The 22,737-nt window shown below is 65.8% G+C and carries 17 protein-coding genes; 14 read left to right on the top strand and 3 right to left on the bottom strand.

Features of this window, described 5'->3' with window-relative positions; genetic code table 11:
• Nucleotides 1–96 precede the first annotated feature (96 nt).
• Nucleotides 97–1,584 (top strand): NAD(P)/FAD-dependent oxidoreductase, encoded by a 1,488-nt coding sequence (locus tag DB354_RS02900; protein ID WP_107834064.1) that lies wholly within the window; start codon nt 97–99, stop codon nt 1,582–1,584.
• Between the two features lie 167 nt (nt 1,585–1,751).
• Here DB354_RS02900 and DB354_RS02905 read toward each other — a convergent pair whose 3' ends face one another.
• A complete protein-coding gene (locus tag DB354_RS02905; protein ID WP_107833930.1) occupies nt 1,752–2,249 on the bottom strand; it encodes an NUDIX hydrolase in 498 nt (165 codons plus the stop codon).
• Nucleotides 2,250–2,360: 111 nt separating this feature from the next.
• On the opposite strand from DB354_RS02905, the gene DB354_RS02910 reads away from it, so the two are divergent.
• Complete coding sequence (locus tag DB354_RS02910; RefSeq protein WP_107833931.1) at nt 2,361–3,368, top strand: 5'-3' exonuclease H3TH domain-containing protein; 1,008 nt, start codon at nt 2,361–2,363, stop codon at nt 3,366–3,368.
• 41 nt (nt 3,369–3,409) lie between these two features.
• Here the strand turns inward: DB354_RS02910 and DB354_RS02915 are convergent, their stop codons facing one another.
• The gene (locus DB354_RS02915) at nt 3,410–4,180 is read right to left on the bottom strand and encodes a response regulator transcription factor (protein ID WP_107833932.1); all 771 of its coding nucleotides are present in this window, start codon (nt 4,178–4,180) and stop codon (nt 3,410–3,412) included.
• A gap of 242 nt (nt 4,181–4,422) precedes the next feature.
• On the opposite strand from DB354_RS02915, the gene hisG reads away from it, so the two are divergent.
• From hisG to rpsA, 7 genes are all read left to right on the top strand, one after another.
• Entirely contained in the window at nt 4,423–5,283 is an 861-nt protein-coding gene (gene hisG, locus DB354_RS02920; protein WP_107833933.1) for an ATP phosphoribosyltransferase, read from the top strand.
• Nucleotides 5,284–5,436: 153 nt separating this feature from the next.
• On the top strand, nt 5,437–6,606 hold the full coding sequence (locus tag DB354_RS02925) for an oligogalacturonate lyase family protein (RefSeq protein ID WP_107833934.1): 1,170 nt from the start codon (nt 5,437–5,439) through the stop codon (nt 6,604–6,606).
• 173 nt (nt 6,607–6,779) lie between these two features.
• Nucleotides 6,780–7,658 (top strand): carbon-nitrogen hydrolase, encoded by an 879-nt coding sequence (locus DB354_RS02930; RefSeq protein WP_107833935.1) that lies wholly within the window; start codon nt 6,780–6,782, stop codon nt 7,656–7,658.
• Between the two features lie 168 nt (nt 7,659–7,826).
• A complete protein-coding gene (locus tag DB354_RS02935) occupies nt 7,827–8,831 on the top strand; it encodes an agmatine deiminase family protein (protein WP_107834065.1) in 1,005 nt (334 codons plus the stop codon).
• A 112-nt stretch (nt 8,832–8,943) separates the two neighbouring features.
• Nucleotides 8,944–9,771, top strand: coding sequence for an arylamine N-acetyltransferase (locus tag DB354_RS02940; RefSeq protein WP_107833936.1), 828 nt, complete (start codon nt 8,944–8,946; stop codon nt 9,769–9,771).
• Nucleotides 9,772–9,893: 122 nt separating this feature from the next.
• On the top strand, nt 9,894–10,391 hold the full coding sequence (locus tag DB354_RS02945; RefSeq protein WP_107833937.1) for a hypothetical protein: 498 nt from the start codon (nt 9,894–9,896) through the stop codon (nt 10,389–10,391).
• Between the two features lie 353 nt (nt 10,392–10,744).
• Nucleotides 10,745–12,403 carry a 30S ribosomal protein S1 gene (rpsA, locus tag DB354_RS02950; RefSeq protein ID WP_107833938.1) on the top strand — a complete coding sequence of 553 codons (1,659 nt, stop codon included), beginning with the start codon at nt 10,745–10,747 and terminating at the stop codon, nt 12,401–12,403.
• A 163-nt stretch (nt 12,404–12,566) separates the two neighbouring features.
• Here the strand turns inward: rpsA and DB354_RS02955 are convergent, their stop codons facing one another.
• Entirely contained in the window at nt 12,567–13,454 is an 888-nt protein-coding gene (locus tag DB354_RS02955) for a hypothetical protein (protein WP_146180085.1), read from the bottom strand.
• Between the two features lie 264 nt (nt 13,455–13,718).
• Here DB354_RS02955 and tkt point away from each other — a divergent pair, with 264 nt between their 5' ends.
• From tkt to DB354_RS02980, 5 genes are all read left to right on the top strand, one after another.
• A complete protein-coding gene (tkt, locus tag DB354_RS02960) occupies nt 13,719–15,713 on the top strand; it encodes a transketolase (protein WP_107833940.1) in 1,995 nt (664 codons plus the stop codon).
• 611 nt (nt 15,714–16,324) lie between these two features.
• Nucleotides 16,325–16,897, top strand: coding sequence for a MarR family transcriptional regulator (locus DB354_RS02965; RefSeq protein ID WP_107834066.1), 573 nt, complete (start codon nt 16,325–16,327; stop codon nt 16,895–16,897).
• A gap of 51 nt (nt 16,898–16,948) precedes the next feature.
• The gene (locus DB354_RS02970; RefSeq protein ID WP_107833941.1) at nt 16,949–18,085 is read left to right on the top strand and encodes an efflux RND transporter periplasmic adaptor subunit; all 1,137 of its coding nucleotides are present in this window, start codon (nt 16,949–16,951) and stop codon (nt 18,083–18,085) included.
• Nucleotides 18,086–18,134: 49 nt separating this feature from the next.
• Nucleotides 18,135–21,284, top strand: coding sequence for an efflux RND transporter permease subunit (locus DB354_RS02975; protein ID WP_107833942.1), 3,150 nt, complete (start codon nt 18,135–18,137; stop codon nt 21,282–21,284).
• Nucleotides 21,285–21,290: 6 nt separating this feature from the next.
• Entirely contained in the window at nt 21,291–22,655 is a 1,365-nt protein-coding gene (locus DB354_RS02980; protein ID WP_107833943.1) for a TolC family protein, read from the top strand.
• Nucleotides 22,656–22,737 lie beyond the last annotated feature (82 nt).

Consider the following 22,737-nt stretch of genomic DNA (forward strand, 5'->3'; position numbering starts at 1 on the left):
ACCCGCTCGGGTCCGGCTTTTTGCTGGCCGGTGAATTTGCTCGTCGTGCGCCGCGGGCCCCATTCGATCGCCGCAGGTCGCCCGCTCCAACACGCCATGAATTCCGCCTCCCAGTACGATGTCGTCATCATCGGCGCCGGCATGTCCGGACTGGCCGCGGGCATCCGCCTGGCGCACTTCGGCAAGAAGGTCTGTATTTTCGAACGCCACAACGCCGTCGGCGGACTGAACGGGTTTTACGCGATCGCCGGCCGGAAATTCGACGTCGGCCTGCACGCGATGACGAATTACGTCGCCCCCGGCGTGAAGGGAACGCCGCTGACCAAGCTGCTCCGGCAACTGCGCATCGATCGCGACGAGTTTGCCCTCTGCGAACAGAAGCGCTCGCGGGTCGCATTTGGACCCCAGGGCGAACTGTCACTCGAGTTTACCAACGATTTCAGCGTGTTGGAGGCGCAGCTGGCCGCGAAGTTTCCCCGGCAGATCGATGGATTTCGCGCGCTCGTCGCACGCCTGCGGAGCCTGGACGACACCGCGCTCGATGCGGAGCCGACGTCAGCCCGGGCGGAAGTGCGCCGCTTCATCACCGATCCGGTGCTCGAGGATATGTTGTTCTGCCCGCTTATGTACTACGGCAGCGCGGTGGAGCGGGACATGGAGCTCGGGCAGTTCGCGATCATGTTCAAGGCGGTCTTTGTCGAGGGCTTCGCGCGTCCGTACGAAGGCGTGCGGCTGATCCTGCGGGTGCTGCTGGACAAGTACCGCGCGGCCGGTGGGGAGCGGCGAATGAAGTGCGGCGTGCAACGCATCCTCGTGCGCGACGGCCGCGCTATCGGCGTCGTGCTGGATTCCGGTGAAGAGATCCTCGCCCACGAGGTCATCTCCTCGATCGGCGCGGATGAAACCGAGGCGTTGATCGTCGGGCCGGTTGGTGCGCGCCCGTCGGACCTGCAAGCGACCACTGACGGCACCGCGCCGGCGTCGGCCGCGGAGCTGCCGCGCCTCTCCTACGTGGAGACGATGACGGTGCTGAACACGCAGCCTGAGGCGCTCGGGTGGGGGGACGACACGATCGTGTTCTTCAACGACTCGATGCGCTTCGAGTACGCGCGCCCGTCCGAGGCGGTCGACGTTCGAAGCGGCGTCGTCTGCATTCCGAACAATTTCCAATTCGGGGCCGGCCGCGTGCTGCCGGAAGGCATGCTCCGGGTGACGTGCCTCGCCAATTTCGCCCGCTGGGCGCACCTGCCCGAGGCCGATTACCGCGCCGCAAAGGCGCGCTGGTTTACCGCCGTCCAGAACAGCGGTCGGCGTTTTCTGCCGGCCGTGGACGATGCGACGCTCGCCACGGCCACCGTGGCCACCGACATGTTCACGCCGCGCACGGTCGCCCGCTTCACAGGCCACATCGCCGGCGCGATTTACGGGTCACCGCACAAACGTCGGCAAGGCCGCACCTCCCTCCCGAACGTCTACCTTTGCGGCACCGACCAGGGCTTCCTCGGGATCGTCGGCGCGATGCTCAGCGGCATCTCCATGGCGAACTTCCACATCTTGGCTGCCGCTGGCAAGGAGCCCAGGTAAGGAGTCATAGGTAAGGAGAGTGCAATTATAATTCTCCGTCAGCCAGGCACTTGGAATAATGTCCAGATACTCCGCGGAATAATGTCCGGATACTTCGACTGGGGCGGTCGTGCGCCGTGGCCGCCACCCAGCAGAGTGCCGGATGCGGCTGCGTCCGCCGGCGGCCCCTACGTGATCTGCTCGATCTCGACTTTGACCGGCTGACCCGGGGCGCAGTTGGCCTTCAGCATCACGAAGCGGTCGCGGTACTTGTCGTAGATTGGCCAGAGCGCGCTGCGATCGGTGTCCGGGATCGGCAAGGTGTCGATCGTCGCCCGGGAGAAGAAGCCAAACTTCCCCTCGTGCATGTCGGGCGGGAGCTGCGGCAGGACTTTCTTGCAGTTGAACAGGAAGATCAGCCAGTGGGACTGCCCTTCGTACGCCTTCTCCGCGATCGCGGCGAAGAGGTGCAGGTCGTCCGACTTGATGACGAATCCGGTCTCCTCGAACGTCTCGCGCACGGCGCACTCGAACGGCGACTCGCCCAGGTGCATTTCCAGCTTTCCGCCAATCGGGCTCCAGATCCCGTAATTCGGCGGCTTGGCGCGGAGCAGGAGCAAATGCTCGCCCGCCTCGTTCTGCAGGAAGACCAGGACTGCGATCTTGTACGATAAACCGGAACTCACGCCGACACCTCAAAGCCCGGACTGCCAAGTAACAAGACCCAAGTCGCTCCGCCCACGGCGCGCGGCGGATTGTGCCTTGTTACTTCGGCATCCGCCCGTTCACTTCCGCTCATGTCCAAATGGCTCCTCGTCGACGGGTTCAACCTCGCCTACCGCTGCTTCCACGCGCTGCCGGAGCTCACTTCGTCCCGCGGCTTTCCCACCGGGGCCCTGCACGGCTGGGTGAAGTCGCTGTGGAAGCTCATCGACCAGGAGCATCCCCATGCGACGCTCGTGTTCTTCGACCTCGGTGAATCGGAGGACCGGGTGGCGCTTCACGCGGCGTACAAGGCGCAACGCAAGCCGATGCCCGATGCCCTGCGGCAGCAGATCGACCCGATCAAGGCGTTGACCCGCGCCATGGGCCTCGCCGGCATCGAGCAACAGGGCGTCGAGAGCGACGATCTGCTCGCATCGGAGGCCGTCGCCCTCGCGCGCGACGGGCACGACGTCGTGATCGTCAGCAGCGACAAGGATTTTGCCCAGATCGTCGATGACCGCATCCGGATCATGCTGCCGCCGCCGTCCGCCAATCCGAAGCTCGGCTGGCGCCTGCTCGATGCGGCCGGCGTGCAGGAAAAGTTTGGCGTGCCGCCCGCGCAGATCGCGCACTACCTGGCGTTGGTGGGCGACACCTCCGACAATATCCCGGGCCTCGACGGGGTCGGCCCGAAGACTGCCGCCAAGTGGCTGGCCGAATGCGGCGGCAGCGTGGAGTGCGTCGTCGCGAAAGCAGGCGAACTCAAGCCCGAGCGGTTCCGCGAGGCGGTCGCGACCAACGCCGAGCGGCTGCGGCTCAACCTGCGGCTCACCACCCTCAACCTGGCCCTGCCGCGCGTCGCCCCCGAGTGGCGCACGCCCAATCCGCCCGAGCTCTTCCGCTTGATGGACGAGTATGAGATGCGCTCCACCGGCGTGGAGGCACGCCGTCGGTACGCGGGCGGGGCCGTCGCTTCGATGCCGGTGCCGGGAATCGGCGGGGCGCATGCTGCTGCGTCATCGCCCACCGCCTCCGTGGCCGGGCTCGCTCCCGCACCGCGGCCCGCGGCGCAAAAGGCGGAGCAGGGGGAGTTGTTCTGATCCGGCGCGTGTCGGGCCGGCGCAGGCCGCGCCCGTTCGCGCTACGAGCGGCCCTCGGTCGAGACGCCGGACGGGTCGAAAATGTAACCGATCCCGTGGACCGTTCGGAACGCGTCCAGATTGAGACCGTGCGCGCTGAACAAGTCGCGCACCTTGACCACGTATTGGTCAAGCGAGCGGCTGCGCACGTCGGCGTGGATGCCCCACACGGAATGGATCAACGCCTTGCGCGTGATCACCTGGCCGGGATGAGAATTAAGGTAGGCGAGGATGCCGAGTTCCTTGCGGCCCAGCTTCTGGGTCGCGCCGTCGGGGAAGCTGATCTCGAGCCGCTCGGGCGTGACGTGCGCGCCGCAGAAATCAAAGGGCTCGTCGGTCAGCCGGACGTTCTTCGTGACGTTGAGATCCGCCTTGGCCTCGGTCCGGCGCAGCACGGCGCGGATCCGGGCCGTCAGTTCGGCGTAGCTGAACGGCTTCGTGATGTAGTCGTCGCCGCCACTCTCGAGGCCGCGGACCTTCATCGTCTCCTCGACATTGCCGGTCAGAAAAATGATCGGGACGGTCACGTCGGCCGCCTTCAGTTCCTCCAGCAGCGAGAAGCCCGATTGGTCGGGAAGGTTGATGTCCAGCAATACCAAGTTCGCAAAATTGCGCCGGAGGAAATTCAGGGCGTGGACCGCGCGATTGCAGATCTGGGTGTGCATGCCCTCTCGTTCGAGGTGGAGCGCGACAAGCGATGCGAGCTCGGCTTCGTCCTCGACGATCACGATGAGCGGCTTTGCCTCAATGCGGGCAGGAGGAGGGTTGGGCATACGACGCTGCTTGGTGTCTTTGAAGTTGCGGCCAGTTGTTGTCAACTGCCGGGCGGGACGCCGTCCTGTGCGGTGTTGCGACTCGTTTACTTGATCGATCGGCACAAAAGCGCGCGCAGTCCGGCGGGCCGCCACATATGACGCACGCGGGTGACCCCAGGTCGCAAGGGGCTCACAAATGGCTTGAGTGCACTTGCCCGCGTGATTGGCGTCATGGCGTGTCCGACAAAGCACCTCTCCTGATGCTCGGGCTGCCGAAGGGCAGCCTTGAGGAATCCACCAAGAACCTGTTCGCCAAGGCGGGTTGGAAGATCACCACCAGCTCGCGGAGCTATCGGCCGTCGATCGACGATCCGGAGCTCGACGGACGTTTCATCCGCGCCCAGGAGGTCAGCCGTTATGTGGAGCATGGGTTCTTCGACTGCGGGCTCACCGGCCAGGACTGGATCCAGGAAAATGAGTCCGACGTCGTCGACGTGTGCGACCTGATCTACAGCAAAGTCTCCACGCAGAAGTCGCGCTGGGTGCTCTGCGTCCCCGAGGCATCGTCGGTCAAGTCGGCCGCCGACCTCGCGGGCAAGCGCATCGCCACCGAGCTGGTCCAGACGACCAAGCGCTATTTCGAGTCGAAGGGCGTGAAGGTGAACGTCGAGTTCTCCTGGGGCGCCACCGAGGTCAAGGTGCCCGACCTGGTCGATGCGATCGTCGACATCACCGAGACCGGCAGTTCGCTTCGGGCGAACAAGCTGCGGATCGTCGACACGCTCCTCGAGACCAACACCAAGCTCATCGCCAACAAGGCGAGCTGGGCCAATCCCGCCAAGCGGGCGAAGATCGAGACGATCGCGCTGCTCCTGCAGGGCGCGCTCGAAGCCGAGTCCAAGGTCGGCCTCAAGATGAACGCGCCGACGAAGTCGCTCGACGCGATCATCAAGGCCGTGCCGTCGCTGCGCAATCCGACCGTCTCGCCGCTGGCGAACGAGGGCTGGGTCGCGTTGGAGACAATCATCGACGAGCGCGTGGTCCGTGAGATCATCCCGCAGCTCAAGGCGCTCGGCGCCGAAGGCATCGTCGAGTATCCGCTGAACAAGGTCGTATACTGAGCTCGGCGTCCGCGCCGCGCCGTGGATCTGTCTTGCCGAGGCTGCACCGGTTCGACCGGCGCAGCCTCGATCGTTTTTCGGCGGCGCCACCCTTGGCCATTCGGCCAATCCGGCGCGCGGTGCCTAATTCCGCTCACGTGCGTCTGGCGGCACATGATCAAGCCAGCGCTGTTGTGTGTGCTCGCCCTCACCGCTCCCGTGCTCGACGCAGCCGGAGCGCGGGGAGGGAAGGGAGTCCGTTATCCGGCGGAGCAGAAGACATTCCTCGCCGAGGAGTCCGGTTGGGAAGTCATCCAGGTGACAACCGATCCTGCCGACGACAGCGGCCTGTACTTCACGAGCCACAGCTTCGTACCGGAAGACCACGGCCTCGTGTTCACGTCGCGCCGCACCGGCGCCTGGAATCTCTACTACCTCGACCTGCGGACATTCGCGTTCGTGCAGCTGACCGACGGGAAGGCGATCGCCGGCACGGGGGCTGATGTCTGCGCGGCCACCCGGGAAGTCTTCTACCGCGACGGCAACCTCGTGAAGGCGGTGAGCCTCACCACGCTCAAGGAGCGCACGATCACGACCGTTCCCGAAGGCTACAGCGTCGGCGCGGCGGTGTCGGTCACGGACGCCGGCGACACAGTCGCGTTTTCGATCAGCGAGAAGATCCACGTGGCTACGAAGACGGACGTGATCTATTCCGACATGAACGAGCGCTTCACCAAGCGACCGTGGAGCGCGGTGATGATTGGTCGCGCGGATGGGACCGGGTGGCACGAACGGGCGCGGCAGAAGAAGTGGATCAGCCACGTCATCATGAGCCCGACCAATCCGGACCTGACGCTCTACTGCCACGAGGGCCGCTGGGATCAGGTCGAGCAGCGGATGTGGCTCGTCAGCGCCGCCGGCAATCGGCCGTTGCGCCCGGAGGAAACGCCGGCGCTGAGTATCGGCCACGAGTATTGGTTTCCCGACGGCATCCACGTTGGCTACCAGGCCACGTACCCCAAAAAGGCCAAGATGATCGGCGTCGCGGATACCCGGGATGGCTCGTATCGCGAATACCCGACGGAGTTTTTCGACGGCCACACGCAGGTGAGCCATGACGGGCGCTGGTTCGTCGGGGATGGCAAGGAGAGTGCGCCGTACCTGAACCTTTACCACTTGGTGGAGGGCAAGCTGACCGGCCGGCACGTCTTCCGCCATGGCAGCTTGTTTTCCCAGCAGCATTGGCACCCGCATCCGGCGTTCTCTCCCGACGACCGGTACGTGCTGTTTACGAGTAGCCGCGCGGGCAATGGCGACGTGTACCTGCTTCGCGTGAAGAAGTAGGACGGCCAACGCCGCCAGACTCCGCTGTCCCGGCCCGTCAGCGGAGGGACAGTGTCGGTGCGGCCGCCGGTTGGACCGGGCGTCGAAACAAGGCGCGATTTGCGCGGCCGACGCGGTCAGGCCTAGGGTTGTGTTCGGCGCCGCGACGCCCACAACGTTTTGCCCCCTCCACCATGAGCACCGTCACCCTTGGCCTCCTGCAGCACGCCTGTTCCGCCGATCCGGCCGCGAACTTGAAAAAGACGCTCGCGCTGGCGGAGCGCGCCGTGAAGCGCGGTGCGAACCTCATCTGCACCCAGGAGCTGTTCCGGTCGCAGTACTTCTGCCAGGCAGAGAAGCACGAGTACTTCGGCCTCGCCGAGCCGATCCCTGGCCCGAGTACCAAGGCCTTCCAGAGTTTCGCCCGCAAACACGGCGTGGTTGTTGTGGCGTCGCTGTTCGAGAAACGCGCCGCCGGGCTGTACCACAACACCGCGGTGATCATCGACGCCGATGGCAAGCTGCTCGGCGTGTACCGCAAGATGCACATCCCGGACGATCCACTCTACTACGAGAAGTTCTACTTCACGCCGGGCGACACCGGGTTTCGCGCGTGGGACACCAAGTTCGGCCGCATCGGCGTGCTCGTGTGCTGGGACCAGTGGTACCCGGAGGCCGCGCGCCTCACTGCCATGCAGGGGGCCGAGATCTTGTTTTATCCCACTGCGATCGGCTGGCACCCGGGCGAGAAGCAGGAACACGGCGCCAATCAGCACGGCGCCTGGGAGACGATCCAACGCAGCCATGCCGTGGCCAACGGCTGCTATGTCGCGGCGGTTAACCGGATCGGCGTCGAGCGTCCGGAAGGGGGCGACGGCATTGAGTTCTGGGGCCAGAGCTTTGTCGCGGGTACCAGCGGGCAGATCCTGGCCAAGGCCAGCGTCGACCAAGAGGAGATCCTCGTGGTGCCCCTCGAACTCGGCCAGGTCGACACCACGCGCACCCACTGGCCCTTCCTGCGTGATCGCCGGATCGACGCGTACGAGAATCTCACCCGCCGCTTCATCGACTGAGGCGTCACAGTATCCGACCATCTCGCGCGGTGGGCCTTGTGCCGCGCTGCCGTGAGACTTCCGCCTGAAACCTCCTTCGTCCGTCCTTTGCTCGTGACCCAAGCCAAAAACGCCCTTCGTCCGTCCCGCCTCGCCGCTCCGGCCACGCCCGCCGCGCTCGGCTTTCGCATGCCCGCCGAATGGGAGCCGCAGGCGGCGGTTTGGCTCTCCTGGCCACACAAGCGCTCCACCTGGCCTGGCCAGTTCCGCCCCGTGCCGTATGCGTTCGCCAAGTACGTCGCGGCGATCAGCCGCTTTGAGCCGGTGCGGATCAATGCCGCGACGGCGCTGCAGCCGCGGGCGCGGCGGTTGTGCGCCGCCGCCGGCGCCGACCTGGCCCGGGTCACCTTCTACAACCACCCGACGGACGACGCCTGGTGCCGGGATCACGGACCGATCTTCGTAAAGCACGACCGCACGGGCGAGGTCGCCATCACCGACTGGCAGTTCAACGCGTGGGGCGGCAAGTACGGCCCCGTCGACCGCGACAATGCGATCCCGCCGCGTATCGCCGCGCGCCTGAAAGTCCGCCGTTTCGCGACGGACTTTGTCCTTGAGGGCGGCTCGATCGACGTGAACGGCCGCGGCCTGGTGCTCACAAGCGAACAGTGCCTGCTCAACCCGAATCGCAATCCCGGCCGCTCACGTGCCGAGATCGAGCAGACGCTTCGCGACTGGCTCGGGGTGAGTGACGTGATCTGGCTGGGCGAGGGGATCGTCGGTGACGACACGGATGGCCACATCGACGACATGACGCGGTTCTTCCGTGCGGACGGCGTGATCACCTGCGTCGAAGCCAGCTCTCGCGACGCCAACCATGCGCCGCTGGCGGAGAACCTCGCCCGGTTGAAACGCTACCGGACGCCCGAGGGCAGGAAACTGACGATCGTGCCGTTGCCGATGCCTGGGCGTGTCGCGTTCCAAGGGCAGCGCGTACCGGCGAGCTACGCGAATTTCCTCATCGTCAACGGCGCGGTGCTCGTCCCGACGTTCCGGCAGCGTCGCCGCGACACGGAAGCGTGCGCGATCATCGGCCAGTGTTTCCCGGATCGCGAAGTCGTACCCGTGGACTGCTTCGACCTGATCTGGGGGCTCGGCACGCTGCACTGCCTATCCCAGCAGCAGCCGGCGTGAGACGGGTGTACGGACACAGCGCGCGCGGGAGTTTCACCGGGGCTGTGTTGGCGCGGACGTTGTGCCGCCACGCGATCGCAGGGTAGGGTGGCTCTGACGCCTCGCGCCCTCGATGACCCAGCCGCCGTACACTCCCGATCTCGACGCCTACTTCGCCCGCGTGGGCTACGCCGGTCCGCGCGCGCCCACGTTGGCGGTGTTGCACGCGCTGACGTTCGCCCACGCGACCTCGATTCCCTTCGAAAATCTGGACGTGCTGCTCGATCGCGGCATCGATCTCACGCCCGCGACGGTGGAACGGAAACTGGTCCACGCCGGCCGCGGCGGCTACTGCTTCGAGCAAAACGGGCTCCTGCTCGAGGTCCTGCAGGCGCTGGGTTTCGCGGTGCGGCCGCTCAGCGCCCGCGTGCGCTGGCAAAGGCCGCGTGAGTTCACGCCTCCCCGCACGCACCTCTTCCTCCGCGTGGAGATCGACGGCACCTCGTGGCTGACGGATGTCGGCGTCGGCGGCCTTTCGCTGACGTCGGCGATCCCGCTCGACGACTCCGGCCGCGAACTGCCGACGCGGCACGAGCCACGGCGCATCGTGCGGGAGGGCGGCCGGCTGTTTCACCAGATCCGGATCGGCAGTGATTGGCAGGACGTCTGCGAGTTTACGCTGGAAGAGATGCCTCCGATCGATCGCGAGATCGCCAACTGGTTCACGAGCCGGCACCCGGAGTCGCATATGAGGGCGCGGCTGGGCGTCGCGCTGGCCACGCCCTCGGGCCGGCTCTCGATCCTGAATCACGAGTTCACGCGCCGGCCGACGGGCGGCGCGCCGGAGACGCGGTTGATCCGGGATGGCGCGGAACTGCTGGCGATGCTCGAGGAGTACTTCGGCCTGAGCTTCCCCGCCGGCACGCATTTCGGTCCGCCGGGCTCGCCGTGGCCGCGATAGCTGGCCGCCTGCAGTTCGTCGTGCTGCCTTCGAAACGGGCGACCCACCCACCGGAGGACAAAGGGGAGGGTGCGCGTTGCGGCTTGCCGGCGGGGCGGCACGCGGACATGCGATTTGGCTCCATGAAGCTCCGGTTTGTCCTTGGCCTGCTGGTCGCGTGTCTCGTCGTCTCGGGTTGTGAGTCCGTCTCCTCGGTGCGCGAACGCATCGCGGCGCGCAACGAGCCGCGCCGGCACACGTTTTCCGCGCCGCCGCGGGTGGTGTTCGATGCCGTGAAACAGGCTGCGACTGCGATGGGCTACCGGATGACGCGGGGCGGGCCCGCCCAAGGCGAGTTCGACGGCGTGACGGGCGTCGACATCGGCGAGAGCGCCGGGTCGTCGCGTCAGGTCACGATCCGCGTGCGGCTGAAAGCCACGCTCGATGAGACCGGCACCGAGGCCAGCGTTCGCTTCACGGAGATCGTGGAGAGCGACTCGAGCAATCGGATGGGGATGGCGACCGAGACCACGATGCGCGACACCCCCCAGTACGAAGTCTTTTTCCGCAAAGTGCAGCAGGCGCTTGATGCCCGCCCCGCCGCGCAGCGCGTGCAGCCGCCGGCTGCGTCGACTCCCTAGGTCAAGCTTGTCGTAAAACTCAGGATAACAGCGGGTTGCCGGCTACTGCCACGTGGCTAAGCGCTGGCTGCGATTTGTGACGTCGCCTAGCCTATTGGCGGCGGTGCGTCAGCGGCGCCGCCGGGATGAACAACCTCGGAAATAGGGCTTGCGGCTAGTTGCTGGCGCAGCGAGTTTGACCGTTCGCGGCAGTTGGTCGGTCAGGCTGGCGTACCGCCGCGATGCTCCCGCCGGCCTGCTACGTTAGTTCAACCATCAACCAATCCGGTCGCGCTTCACGGCGCGGTCGACCCGTCGGACGGACGTTCTCGGAGCAAGCGCACGGCCGGCGCATCTGTTATATGAGTTCAGTCATGCAAGAGCTGCTCGCTCAGTCGTCCTTCGACAAGCTGAAGGAAGGCGCGATTGTCCCGGGCGTTATCACCGAAATCCGCCAGAACGAAGTCGTCGTCGATATTGGCGGCAAATCGGAAGGTGTTATCTCCGCCAACGAGTTCATCGACATTGGCGAACTGCAGATCGGTTCCACCATCGAAGTGATGGTCGAGAAGCTCGAGGACAAGAGCGGCGCCCCCGTTCTCTCCTTCGACAAGGCCGAGCAGAAGAAGAACTGGGACAACATCCTCACCAAGTTTCCCGAAGGCTCCGTGGCCACTGGCCGCGTGAAGGCCAAGGTCAAGGGCGGCCTCATCATCTCCATCGGCGTCGATGCCTTCATGCCGGCGTCGCACATCGATATCCAGCCGCCCAAGAACCTCGATCAGTACGTGGGCCAGACCTACGACTTCAAGGTCCTCAAGATTAACCTCGAGCGGAAGAACATCGTTCTCTCCCGCCGCGAGCTCATCGAACAGCAGCGCGCCGAGAAGCGCCGCAACCTGCTCGAGTCGATCCAGCCGGGCCAGATCCGCAAGGGCGTCGTCAAGAACATCACCGACTTCGGCGCGTTCATCGACCTCGACGGCATGGACGGCCTGCTGCACATCACCGACATGAGCTGGGGCCGCATCTCTCACCCGAGCGAAATGCTCAAGCAGGGTGAGGAGGTCCAGGTCATGATCATCGAGGTCAACCGTGAGAAGGAGCGCGTCTCCCTCGGCCTCAAGCAGACCACCAAGAATCCGTGGGACGAAATCGACCGCAAGTACCCGGTCGGCGCCAAGGTTCACGGCAAGGTCGTCAACCTCGTCCCCTACGGCGCGTTCGTCGAGATCGAGCCGGGCGTCGAGGGCCTTGTCCACATCACCGAGATGTCCTGGACCAAGCGCATCACCAAGCCCTCCGAACTGCTCAAGGTCGGTCAGGAGCTCGATGCGGTCGTCCTCGGCATCCAGAAGGAAGAGCAGAAGATCTCCCTCGGCCTGCGTCAGCTGGAGCCGAATCCGTGGGACATGGTCCGCCACAACTACCCGATCGGCGCTCGTGTTCGCGGCAAGGTCCGCAACATGACGACCTACGGTGCCTTCATCGAACTCGAAGAGGGTATCGACGGCATGGTGCACGTCTCCGACATGAGCTGGACCCGCAAGGTGAACCACCCGTCGGAAATGCTGAAGAAGGGCGACGAGGTCGACGCGATCGTCCTCGACGTCGATCCGCAGCAGCAGCGCATCAGCCTCGGCATGAAGCAGCTCGCGACCGACCCGTGGTCGGACATCGACAGCTTCTTCAAGATCGGCGACGTCGTGAAGGGCACGGTCACCAAGATCACCTCGTTCGGCGCCTTCGTGGAGCTGAAGGACGGGATCGACGGTCTCGTGCACATCTCGCAGATCAGCGAGGAGCGCATCGACAAGGTGAAGGACGTGCTCAAGCCCGGTCAGGAAGTGACCGCGCGCGTGATCAAGATCGATCGCGAAGAGCGCCGCCTCGGCCTGTCGATCAAGGCCGCGAACTACTCCACGGAGCAGCTTGCCGCCGAGACCTCGGCCTACGAGGCGCTCAACCGCAGCGCGAGCAACGACATGATGAACCTCGGCGACATCCTCGACGAGGCCTCGAAGAAGGAGTAATCGCTCCCTCTCCGTTTTCCCGAAGCCGCCCGGCCTGCCGCCGGGCGGCTTTTTTGTGCCCGCCGGTGACGTCCACCCGCCGGGCCCCGCCAATATCTTCCTCTTCCTCTTTCTCTTCCTCTTTCTCTCCCACGTTGGCTCCCAGCTCCGGCCGGCTGGCTCCTCACCACGGAGTTCCGGAAGCGCCGCCCCGTCGGGGACCGCCCCGCAGGTACCAGGTCCCAACGAGGTGCTCGCGGTGGTAGGCGCGGCTCGCCTCTGGAATTGGCGCGACGCGCCACAGCCACTTCCGATCGGCCACGCCAAGCTGCCCCAGCCCTGGTACGCGTTCGCGGTCCAGCACTTCGCCGGTCGGGCTGACCTGGCGGCGCTCCGTCTCCGAGATCAGCAGGGAGACGCCGCGCCGCTGGCGCAGCCACTCCAGGTGGCGTTCGGCCGCGGCGCGCTCGAGCTGCTCGGCCAGGTCGTCGGTTGTCGGCCGCTGCCGCGCCAACCAGTCATACGGCAGCAGCATCAGTTGCGCGCAGAGGTTGGCCGACACGACGAGATCGGGCTCCTCGCCCGCACCCGGCGGGAGGCCGATGGGGGCGTGCCGCACCCGCTCGACCATCTCCTCCTCGTTCCAGGCGCGGCCGTGCGCCATGAGGTCGCCCAGGATGCCGGTGACATCGAACTCGACGCATGCAATGCGGGCGCTGATCGCTGCGGCCCGCCGGCGCACGCGCGGGCGATGGACCAGGTCCGCGAGCAGCACGCGTTCGAAGCGCGAGGCCAGTTCTACCAAGGGAACGTCGTGGTGGATGCCGGCGCCGAGGAGCAACGCGGTCTTCGGTCGCGCGCAGAGCTCAGCCGCATCGAGGATCGCCCGCCGCGTGGCCTGCAGGTGCGGCGCCCAGGCGTCGTGATTGCGGCGCAGGCGGGCATCGATCGCGATCTGCTCGTGGAGGTACCCGAGTTCCCGCCAGGGCCGAGGGCAGGGGGTCAGCCAGTGTTCGAGCGCCTCGAGCAGCATGGTCCCACGGTTTCGCAATCGGTCCGGGGAGGCAATCATGGTGATGCCGCCGCCGGCCCGGGGATTGTTCGCATTCAACGATGCGCAATCGGCCCACGGCCGTGTGGGACCGGTACCGAGGGCGACACCTTTCTCCCAAACTTGGGGCGCCGCGAATAGCGATTCACCGGGGGGAGAGTCACGTGGACCTGCCGGTGCGGTTTTGCGCGATCGTTGGACAGAAATTTGGGACCGTAATGCCAAATTCGGGCTTTCCCATTCCGGCGCCCGCAGCTACCTCTGTTGAGACTTTATTCACCTCACATGACGCTCCAAACACACCTCCTCGCCAAGGCTGCGAACCAGGCCCGCGGTCTCGCGATCGACGCCGTTCACGCCTGCTCGTCCGGTCACCTCGGCCTTCCCCTCGGCTGTGCGGACATCGGCGCCGTGCTCTTCGGCCACGCCCTCTCGCATAACCCCGAGCGTCCGCGCTGGATCAATCGCGACCGCTTCATCCTCTCCGCCGGCCACGGCTCGATGTTCCTCTACAGCTGGCTGCATCTCAGCGGGTACGATCTGCCGCTCGAAGAGGTGAAGAAGTTCCGCGTCCTGCACAGCAAGGCGCCCGGCCATCCTGAGTTCCACGAGACGCCCGGCGTCGAGTGTACCAGCGGTCCGCTCGGCCAGGGCATCGGCAACGCCGTCGGCATGGCTCTCGCCGGCCAGATGGCCGCCGCCCGCTTCAACACCGCGGAGCACCCGATCTTCGACTACCACGTCGTCTGCCTCGCCGGTGACGGCTGCATGCAGGAAGGCGTCGCCATGGAGGCCGTCGCCTTTGCCGGTCACCAGAAGCTCGATAACCTGATCCTGATTTACGATTCGAACGCCGTGACGCTCGACGCCATGGCGGACAAGACGCAGAGCGAGAACACCGCGCTCCGTTTCAAGGCGATCGGCTGGGATGTCCAGACCGTCGACGGCCACGACATGGCCGCATTCCTGAAGGCGTTCAACCGCGCCAAGAAGACCAAGAGCGGCAAGCCGCAGCTCATCATCGCCAAGACGATCATCGGCAAGGGCATCGCCGAGGTGCAGGGCACCTCCAAGGGCCACGGCGAAGGCGGCGCCAAGTTCGCCGACGCCGCCCGCGCCAGCCTGGAGCTGCCCGCCGACCAGCACTTCTTCGTCAGCGACGACGTCCGCGCCTACTTCGCCCAGCACAAGGCGACGCTCGTCCGCCGCTGCAACAAGTGGTCCAAGACCTACAAGGCGTGGCGTGACGCGAACCCCGACAAGGCCGCGCTCCTCGATTCCGCTTCGCCCGAGAACGCGCCCAAGGCCGGCGCGCTGCTCGAGAAGATCCCGCTCTTCCCGGCGGATGCCAAGCTCGCGACCCGCGCCGCCGGCCGCGATGTCCTCCAGCCGCTCGCCGCGCAGCTCCCTCTGCTCATCGGCGGCAGCGCCGACCTCTACGGCTCGACGCTCAACTACATCGCGGCGGACAAGGACTTCGACCCGACCAACCGCGCCGGGCGCAACATCCGCTTCGGCATCCGCGAACACGGCATGGCCGCGATCGCCAACGGCATCGCGTACGACGGTCTCTTCCGCCCGAGCATCGCCACCTTCCTGGTCTTCGCGGATTACTCCCGTCCGTCGATGCGGCTCGCGGCGCTGTCGAAGCTGCCCGTCGTTTACGTTTACACGCATGACTCCGTCGGCGTGGGCGAGGACGGCCCGACCCACCAGCCGGTCGAAACCGTCTCCGGCCTCCGCGTCATCCCGAATCTCGACGTGATTCGTCCCGCCGATCCCGAGGAAACCGCGGGTGCCTTCGCCGCGGCTTTGGAGCGTGCCGATGGTCCGACGCTTCTCGCGCTCACCCGCCAGGCGCTGCCGACGTTGAACGATATTCCCGCGCAGACCCGCCGCGAAGGCGTGCTCAAGGGTGCCTACATTGCGGTCAAGGAAACGGCCGCTCTGGAGCGCATCCTCATCGCGACCGGTTCCGAGGTGCAGTACGCGGTCGCCGCCGCCAAGACGCTCGGCGCCGGCACCCGCGTCGTTTCAATGCCTTCGACCGAGCGTTTCGACCGCCAGTCCGCCGAGTACCGCGAGAGCATCCTCCCGGCCTCCTGCCGCAAGCGCGTCGCCATCGAGGCGGGCGTAACCGGCCTCTGGTACAAGTACGTCGGTCTCGACGGCAAGGTGGTCGGCATCGACCGCTTCGGTCTCAGCGCCCCGGCACCGATCGCGTTCAAGGAACTCGGCCTCACGACCGAAGCCCTCGTCGCCGCCGCGCAGTCGCTCTGAGCGAACAGTTGCTCCCTTTTCTCCAAGCCCGACTTCGGTCGGGCTTTTTTTGGGCCGATCTGGCCACGCACCGTCCGAACTTGTCACCAATGCGGCAAACTCTTCGCAGCCGTCGCCCTCTGGTGCAGGAGTTGAAGGGAGTCTGGCGGACGCGACAGAAAGCCTCGGGTTAGCTGGAGGGAGCTGTTGCGATCACGAACGGTGCGCGGCAGAACAAGAGAGATATTTGGCCGCCGACGGCGGCGAGTGCGAACTGGATCTCTGTATTGCGCGAAGCCGCGTCGCCAAGGTCGGACGGCACTACGAGAAAGGGGGCGTTGGACAGGTCTGTCTCCAATTGGTGGTTACGAGGGCTGCCCCTGGTGGTGTATGCCTAATCGGGTACGAACCTGTCCCTGATCGACCACTGATGCGACGACGCAAACCTCTCCCTCAGCGGAGGGGAGCAAGGCGTACGTGGAAACACCCACAGCTACGGGATACGAATGTTCCATGAGGCCTTAGGTACAGCAGGGGAGAAATTTGGATAGGGGGTGGGGAATGCAAATCTCATGGTTCCGCTTGCTTTTATCGTTAGGACCCTAACTATCCGCCCCTTTAATCAATCCGACATGCCTCTGAGTTCCATTAAGGACCTTCCTCGTTACGAGTGCCTCCTTGCCGCGGCACGCGAGTTTCCTGATTTGGATCCGTCGGCGACAGAGGCGTTCATGCATCTCCTCCGTACCGGCGACGAGGTCATGAAAATTGCCGAAGAGCATCTGGCAAAACATGATATAACCAAAGGCCGCTTTGGTGTTCTCATGGCCCTCTGGGGGACCCGCCGCCAATGCAACGGGCCTCATTCGCTTACGCCGGCCGAACTCGCCGATCGGTCCTGTGTCACCCGGGCCACCATGACCGGGCTCATCGACACCCTTGTTCGCGATGGTCTCGTTACGCGGGCTCCTCACGCCGATGACAGGCGAATGATGTGCGTTCAGATTACGCCCCGGGCTGAGTCGCTCCTAGCCACCATCCTTCCCGAGCATTTCAAGCGTATGGCATGGCTGTTGCAGCCGCTTGGCGAAGACGAACGCCGCACGCTCGTCGCCCTCCTGACGAAAGTGCACGCCCAAGCCGCCCAACGTTCCACCCCCACCGCCTGTCCCGCCACCGACTCCGCTCCCCAAGCCGCCGGCTGACCTCCTTCCCGCATTATTGTAACTGCTTAGCCTCACCCACCACCACCGCCCATGAAACTCGTCCGCTACGCCTTCATCTTCCTGCTGATCGTCGCCTGCATCGCGGGTCCGCTCGCCCTCATCAAGGGCGGCCAGATTCGGACCCTCATGGCCATGGGCGAGAACCAGGTCATGCCGCCCGAGACCGTGACCGCTGCTCCAGTGGCGCCGCAAACCTGGGAAACCAGCATCTCCGCAACCGGCACCATTGCCCCTGTTCAGGGTGTTACCGTCGCCGCTGAGGTCGGTGGCAAGGTCACCCAGATTGCCTTCGAGGCGGGTGCCAACGTGAAAGCCGGCGACCTCCTCGTCCAACTCGACACTGCCACCGAGGAGGCCCAACTCCGCGCCGCCGAGGCTACCGCCGCCCTCGCCAAGGCTAATCTCCAGCGCGCCAAAGACCTCCGCGAGAGCAACACCAACTCCGTCGCAGAGCTCGATGCCGCGGACGCCCAGGCCAAGCAGGCCGCCGCCCAAGTCGATAACCTCAAGGGCGTCATCGCCAAGAAGACCATTCGCGCCCCCTTCGCCGGCCGCCTCGGCCTTCGCATGATCAACCTCGGCCAGGTCCTGCGCGAAGGCGACGAGATCACCGCGCTCCAAACGCTTGACCCGATTTACGCCAACTTCTCCGTGCCGCAGCAGCGCTTGGCCCGGCTCGAACCCGGTACTCCGGTCCGCGTCCAGACCGACGCCGCGCCGAACGTGACGTTCGACGGCAAGATCACGGCTATCAACGCCGAGGTCGATCCCGTCACCCGCAACGTCCGGGTGCAGGCCACCCTCGCCAACAAGGGCGAGAAGCTCCGCTCCGGCATGTTCGCCAACGTCGATGTCATCCTGCCCGAGAAGCAGGAGGTTCTCGCCATCCCGGCGACTGCCGTCCTCTACGCGCCTTTCGGCGACTCCGTCTTCGTGGTCGAGGACCGCAAGGACGAAAAATCCGGCGAGACCAAGAAGGTTCTCCGCCAGCAGTTCATCCGCATCGGCCTGGCGCGCGGCGATTTCGTCGCCGTCGTCGACGGCCTTAAGCCGGGCGAGACCGTCGTCACTTCCGGGGTCTTCAAGCTCCGCGGCGGCATGGCGGTCGTGATCGACAACAAGCTCGCGCCCAAGGCGCAGCTCGATCCCAAGCCCGCCAATACCTGATCCGCGCTGCGTGCCGGTTGCCTACCACCATGGCCAGCCCACACCACCCATGAAACCTGCCTTTACCGATCTCTTCATTCGACGTCCCGTCCTGGCGATCGTCGTCAATCTCGTCATCGTCATCGCCGGTATCCAAGCCTGGCGGACGCTCAGCATCCGCCAGTATCCGCGCAGTGAAAACGCCTCCGTGGTCGTTTCCACCGCCTACGTCGGGGCCAACGCCGAGCTCGTCCGCGGCTTCGTCACCACGCCCCTCGAGCGTGCCATCGCCTCCGCCGACGGCATCGATTACGTCCAGTCCAAGAGCCTGCAGAACATCTCGGTCATCACCGCGCGCCTGAAGCTCAATTACGATCCGACCAAGGCACTCGCGGAAATCACCTCCAAGGTGAACCAGGTCCGCAACGACCTGCCACCCGAGGCCGAGGTGCCGTCGATCACGGTCGAGTCCGCCGACTCCCAGATCGCCGCCGCCTACCTGAGCTTCTCGTCCACCATCCTGAACCAGGCGGAGATCACCGACTACCTCACCCGCGTCGTACAACCGCGCCTCGGTGCGGTCGCCGGGGTGCAGCGGGCCGAGGTGCTCGGCGCCCGCGTTTTCGCCATGCGCGTGTGGCTCAAGCCGGACCGGATGGCCGCCCTCAACATCAGCCCGGCGCAGGTCCGCCAGGCGCTCGCGGCGAACAACTACCTGTCCGCCGTCGGCACCACCAAGGGTAACCTCGTCCAGGTCAACCTCACGGCTAACACCGACCTCCACACGGTCGACGAATTCAAGCAGCTCGTCATCCGCCAGCAGAATGACACGAGCGTCCGCCTCCGGGACATCGCCGACGTCGAACTCGGTGCCGAGGATTACGACACCGAGGTCCGCTACTCCGGCAAGACCGCCGTTTTCATGGGCATCTTCCCGCTGCCCAATGCCAACACGATCGATGTGGTGAAGCGCGTGCTGAAGGAACTCGACCTCGTCAAACGCGACCTGCCGTCGGGTCTCGAGGCGGCGGTCGCGTATGATGCTTCCGCCTACATCAGCACCGCCATCAGCGAGGTCACCCACACGCTCATCGACACGCTGCTCATCGTCGTCGTGGTGATCTTCCTCTTCCTCGGCTCGATGCGCTCGGTGCTCGTGCCGGTGCTCGCCATCCCCGTCTCCCTCGTCGGCGGCATCTTCCTGATGCAGATGTTCGGGTTCACCCTCAACCTGCTGACGCTGCTCGCGATCGTGCTTTCGGTCGGTCTCGTCGTCGACGACGCCATTGTCGTGGTCGAGAACGTCGAACGGCACCTGCGCGAGGGCCGAACCCCGCGCGAGGCTGCCATCCTGGGCGCCCGCGAGCTCGTCGGACCCGTCATCGCGATGACCGTCACGCTCGCCGCGGTGTACGCCCCGATCGGTCTCCAGGGCGGCCTCACCGGCGCGCTCTTCCGCGAGTTCGCGCTCACCCTCGCCGGCGCCGTCACCATCTCCGGCATCGTCGCCCTCACGCTCTCGCCCATGATGTCGGCGCGCCTCCTCAAGAGTGCCGAGGCCGAGGAACGCGGCTTCGCCGGCTGGGTGAACCACCGCTTCGACAAGCTCCGGCAAACCTACGGCCGCGTGCTGGGCCGCACGCTGCAGCATCGTCCGGTCGTCTACATGCTCTGGGTGATCGTCTTCGCAATGTGGATTCCGATGTTCATGATGTCGCCCAAGGAACTCGCGCCCAATGAGGACCAGGGCTTCATGTTCGCGATCGTCACGGCGCCCGCGAATGCCACCGCCGACCAGAAGAGCCAGCAGGCGCGGGCCATCGAGCAGGCGTTCCTCGAGACGCCCGAAACCGATCTGACGTTCACCATCATGTTCCCGCCGTCGGTCGGTGCGTCCATGGGGGCCGACGGCTTCGCCGGCCTGGTGACCAAACCGTGGCAGCACCCGCGTCAACGCACGATCTTCCAGATCCAGGAAGAGCTCTCGATGAAGCTGATGAAGATTCCGGGCATCCAGGTTTTCGCCGCGACGCCCGCCGCGCTCCCCGGCGGCAGCAACTTCCCGGTTGAGTTCGTGGTCGCCTCGACCGGCGACACCAACGAGCTGCTCACCATGGCGCAGAAGATCGAGGCGGAGGCGATGAAGTCGGGCAAGTTCCGCTTCCTCCAACTCGACCTCAAGATCGACCAGCCGCAGGCCGAGGTCGTCATCGACCGCGAGAAAGTCGCGGCCCTCGGACTCAACCTCGCCCAGGTGGGCGCCGATCTCGGTTCCGCCCTCGGCGGCAACTACGTCAACCGGTTCAACATCTCCGGTCGCAGCTACAAGGTCATCCCGCAGATCGAGCGGACCGACCGGCTCAACCCGGACCAACTCCGCGATATCTACATCAGCGGCCCCAAGGGCGAACTGATCCCGCTGAGCTCGGTGGCCCACATCGAGAATCGCGTCGTGCCGCGGTCGTTGAACCGCTTCCAGCAGCTCAATGCCGTTACGATCTCCGGCGTCCCCGCCACCACGCTCGACCACGCGCTCAAGACGCTCGAGGAAATCTCGCGCGACGTCCTGCCGGGCGGCTACACGATCGATTACACGGGCGAGTCGCGCCAGCTGCGTCAGGAGGGCAACAAATTCGTTCCCGCCTTCACGCTGGCGGTCGTGCTGATCTTCCTCGCCCTCGCGGTGCAGTTTAACTCGTTCCGCGACCCGCTCGTGATCCTGGCCGGCTCGGTGCCCCTCGCGCTCTTCGGCGCGTTGATCTTCACCTGGCTGAAGTTCCCGGTGCCGAACATGCCGTACTGGACCAATGCGTTCACGACCACGCTCAACATCTACGCGCAGGTGGGCCTGGTGACCCTGGTCGGCCTGATCGCGAAGAACGGCATCCTGATCGTGGAGTTTGCCAACAAGCTCCAGGAACAGGGCCGCACGAAGCTCGAGGCGGCCCACGAGGCCGCGATGACCCGCTTGCGCCCGGTGCTGATGACCAGTGCCGCGACCATCGCCGGTCACTTCCCGCTGATCCTCGTCACTGGTGCCGGCGCCGCCGCCCGAAATTCCATTGGCCTCGTGCTCGTCGGCGGTATGACGATCGGCACGTTCTTCACCCTCTTCGTGGTGCCTGCCCTGTACGTGCTCATCGCGCGCGACCACCGCGCGGAGGCCCAGGCCACCGCGACGGAAACGGCGCTCGAGCCGGCTCCCACGTTCGTCAAATAACTCACCATGAAACTCGTCCGCCAATCCTTCACGCCCGTGCGCCCACTGGCCGTGTTCCTGGCCACCGCACTGTTCCTCAGCGTGAGCGCCGCTCCGGGTCGCGCCGCTGCCGCTCCCACCGGTCCCGCGCCTGAAACGCTGGACCTGCGGAGCGCGATCGCCTTCGCGCTGGAGAACAACTTCGCCATCCGGCAGGCGAAGGAGCGCATCCGGCAGCAGGAGGGTGTCGTCCTCGAGGTGCGGGCCCGGCAGATCCCGAATGTCGGCGCCGCCGGTACCTACCAGCTCAACGAGAAGGAGATCAGCTCCTACATTCCCGCGGCCGACCGGTCCTGGCAGATCAGCGTCACCGCCACCCAGGTGCTCTTCGCCGGCGGCGGCGTGCGCTCGGCGGTGCGCGGCTCCAACCTCGCGCGCGAGGCGGCCGTGCTCGACCTCCAGGCCACGATCAACGACGCGCTGCTCCAGGTGCGCACCGCCTTCTATGGCGTCCTGCTCGCCCGGGAGAAGATCAAGGTTCAGGAGTCCAACCTCGAGCTGCTCCAAAGCCAGTTGCGTACCGCGACCGACCGCTACCGCGCCGGCACGGTTTCGAGCTTCGAACAACTCCGCGCCGAGGTCGCCGTGGCCAACGCCCGCGCGCCGTTGATCACCGCGCGCAACGACTACCGGCTCGCCATTGAAACCCTGCGGCAGGTTGCCGGCTACACCAGCGCTTCGCGCGATCCGCAAAGCCGGCCGCCGGAGTTTGTCGGCACGCTCGACTTCACGCCGGTCAACTTCGACCTCGCGTCCGCGTTTGGGGCCGCCCACGCCAATCGGCCCGACCTCAAGCGGCTCGAGAAGCTCGTCGATGCCGGCCAGGAGAACGTGAAGACCGCCCGCGCCGGTTACCTCCCGACGGTGTCCGCCTTCGGTGGCTGGGCGCTCCGTCGCGGCTCGACCAACGCCTTTCGCGACTCCCCGGAGGGGTTCCTCGGCGGCGTCCAGTCCCAGTGGAACATCTTCGACGGGCGGGCCACCGCCGGTCGCGTCATCCAGGCTCGTTCCGCGGTTGAGCAGGCCCGCCTCGGGCTGACCGAGACGCAGCTGGCGGTCGACGTCGCGGTTCGCCGCGCGTACTCGCAGTGGCAGGAAGCGACCGAACTCGCCGAGACCTCGCAAAAGGTCGTGGAGCAGGCGACCGAAGCCGTGCGCCTCGCCAACGCCCGTTACGCGGCCGGCACCAGCACGCAGCTGGATGTTCTCCAGGCCCAGGTCGAGCTCACCACGGCCCGCACGAACCAGATCCAGGCCTTCTATTCGTACAATGTCGCGGTCGCGGCCCTCCGCACGGCGATGGGCCTCGCCGACGAATTCGTGACGCGCTGAGCCCGGTTGGGTGACTCGCGGCCCTCCCGGCAGGCATGCCGCAGGGCCACGAGCCGCGCGGCCTGCAGGGGGACGGCGCGAC

This window comes from Opitutus sp. ER46, assembly GCF_003054705.1.
In the GTDB taxonomy this organism is placed as follows: Bacteria; Verrucomicrobiota; Verrucomicrobiia; order Opitutales; family Opitutaceae; genus ER46.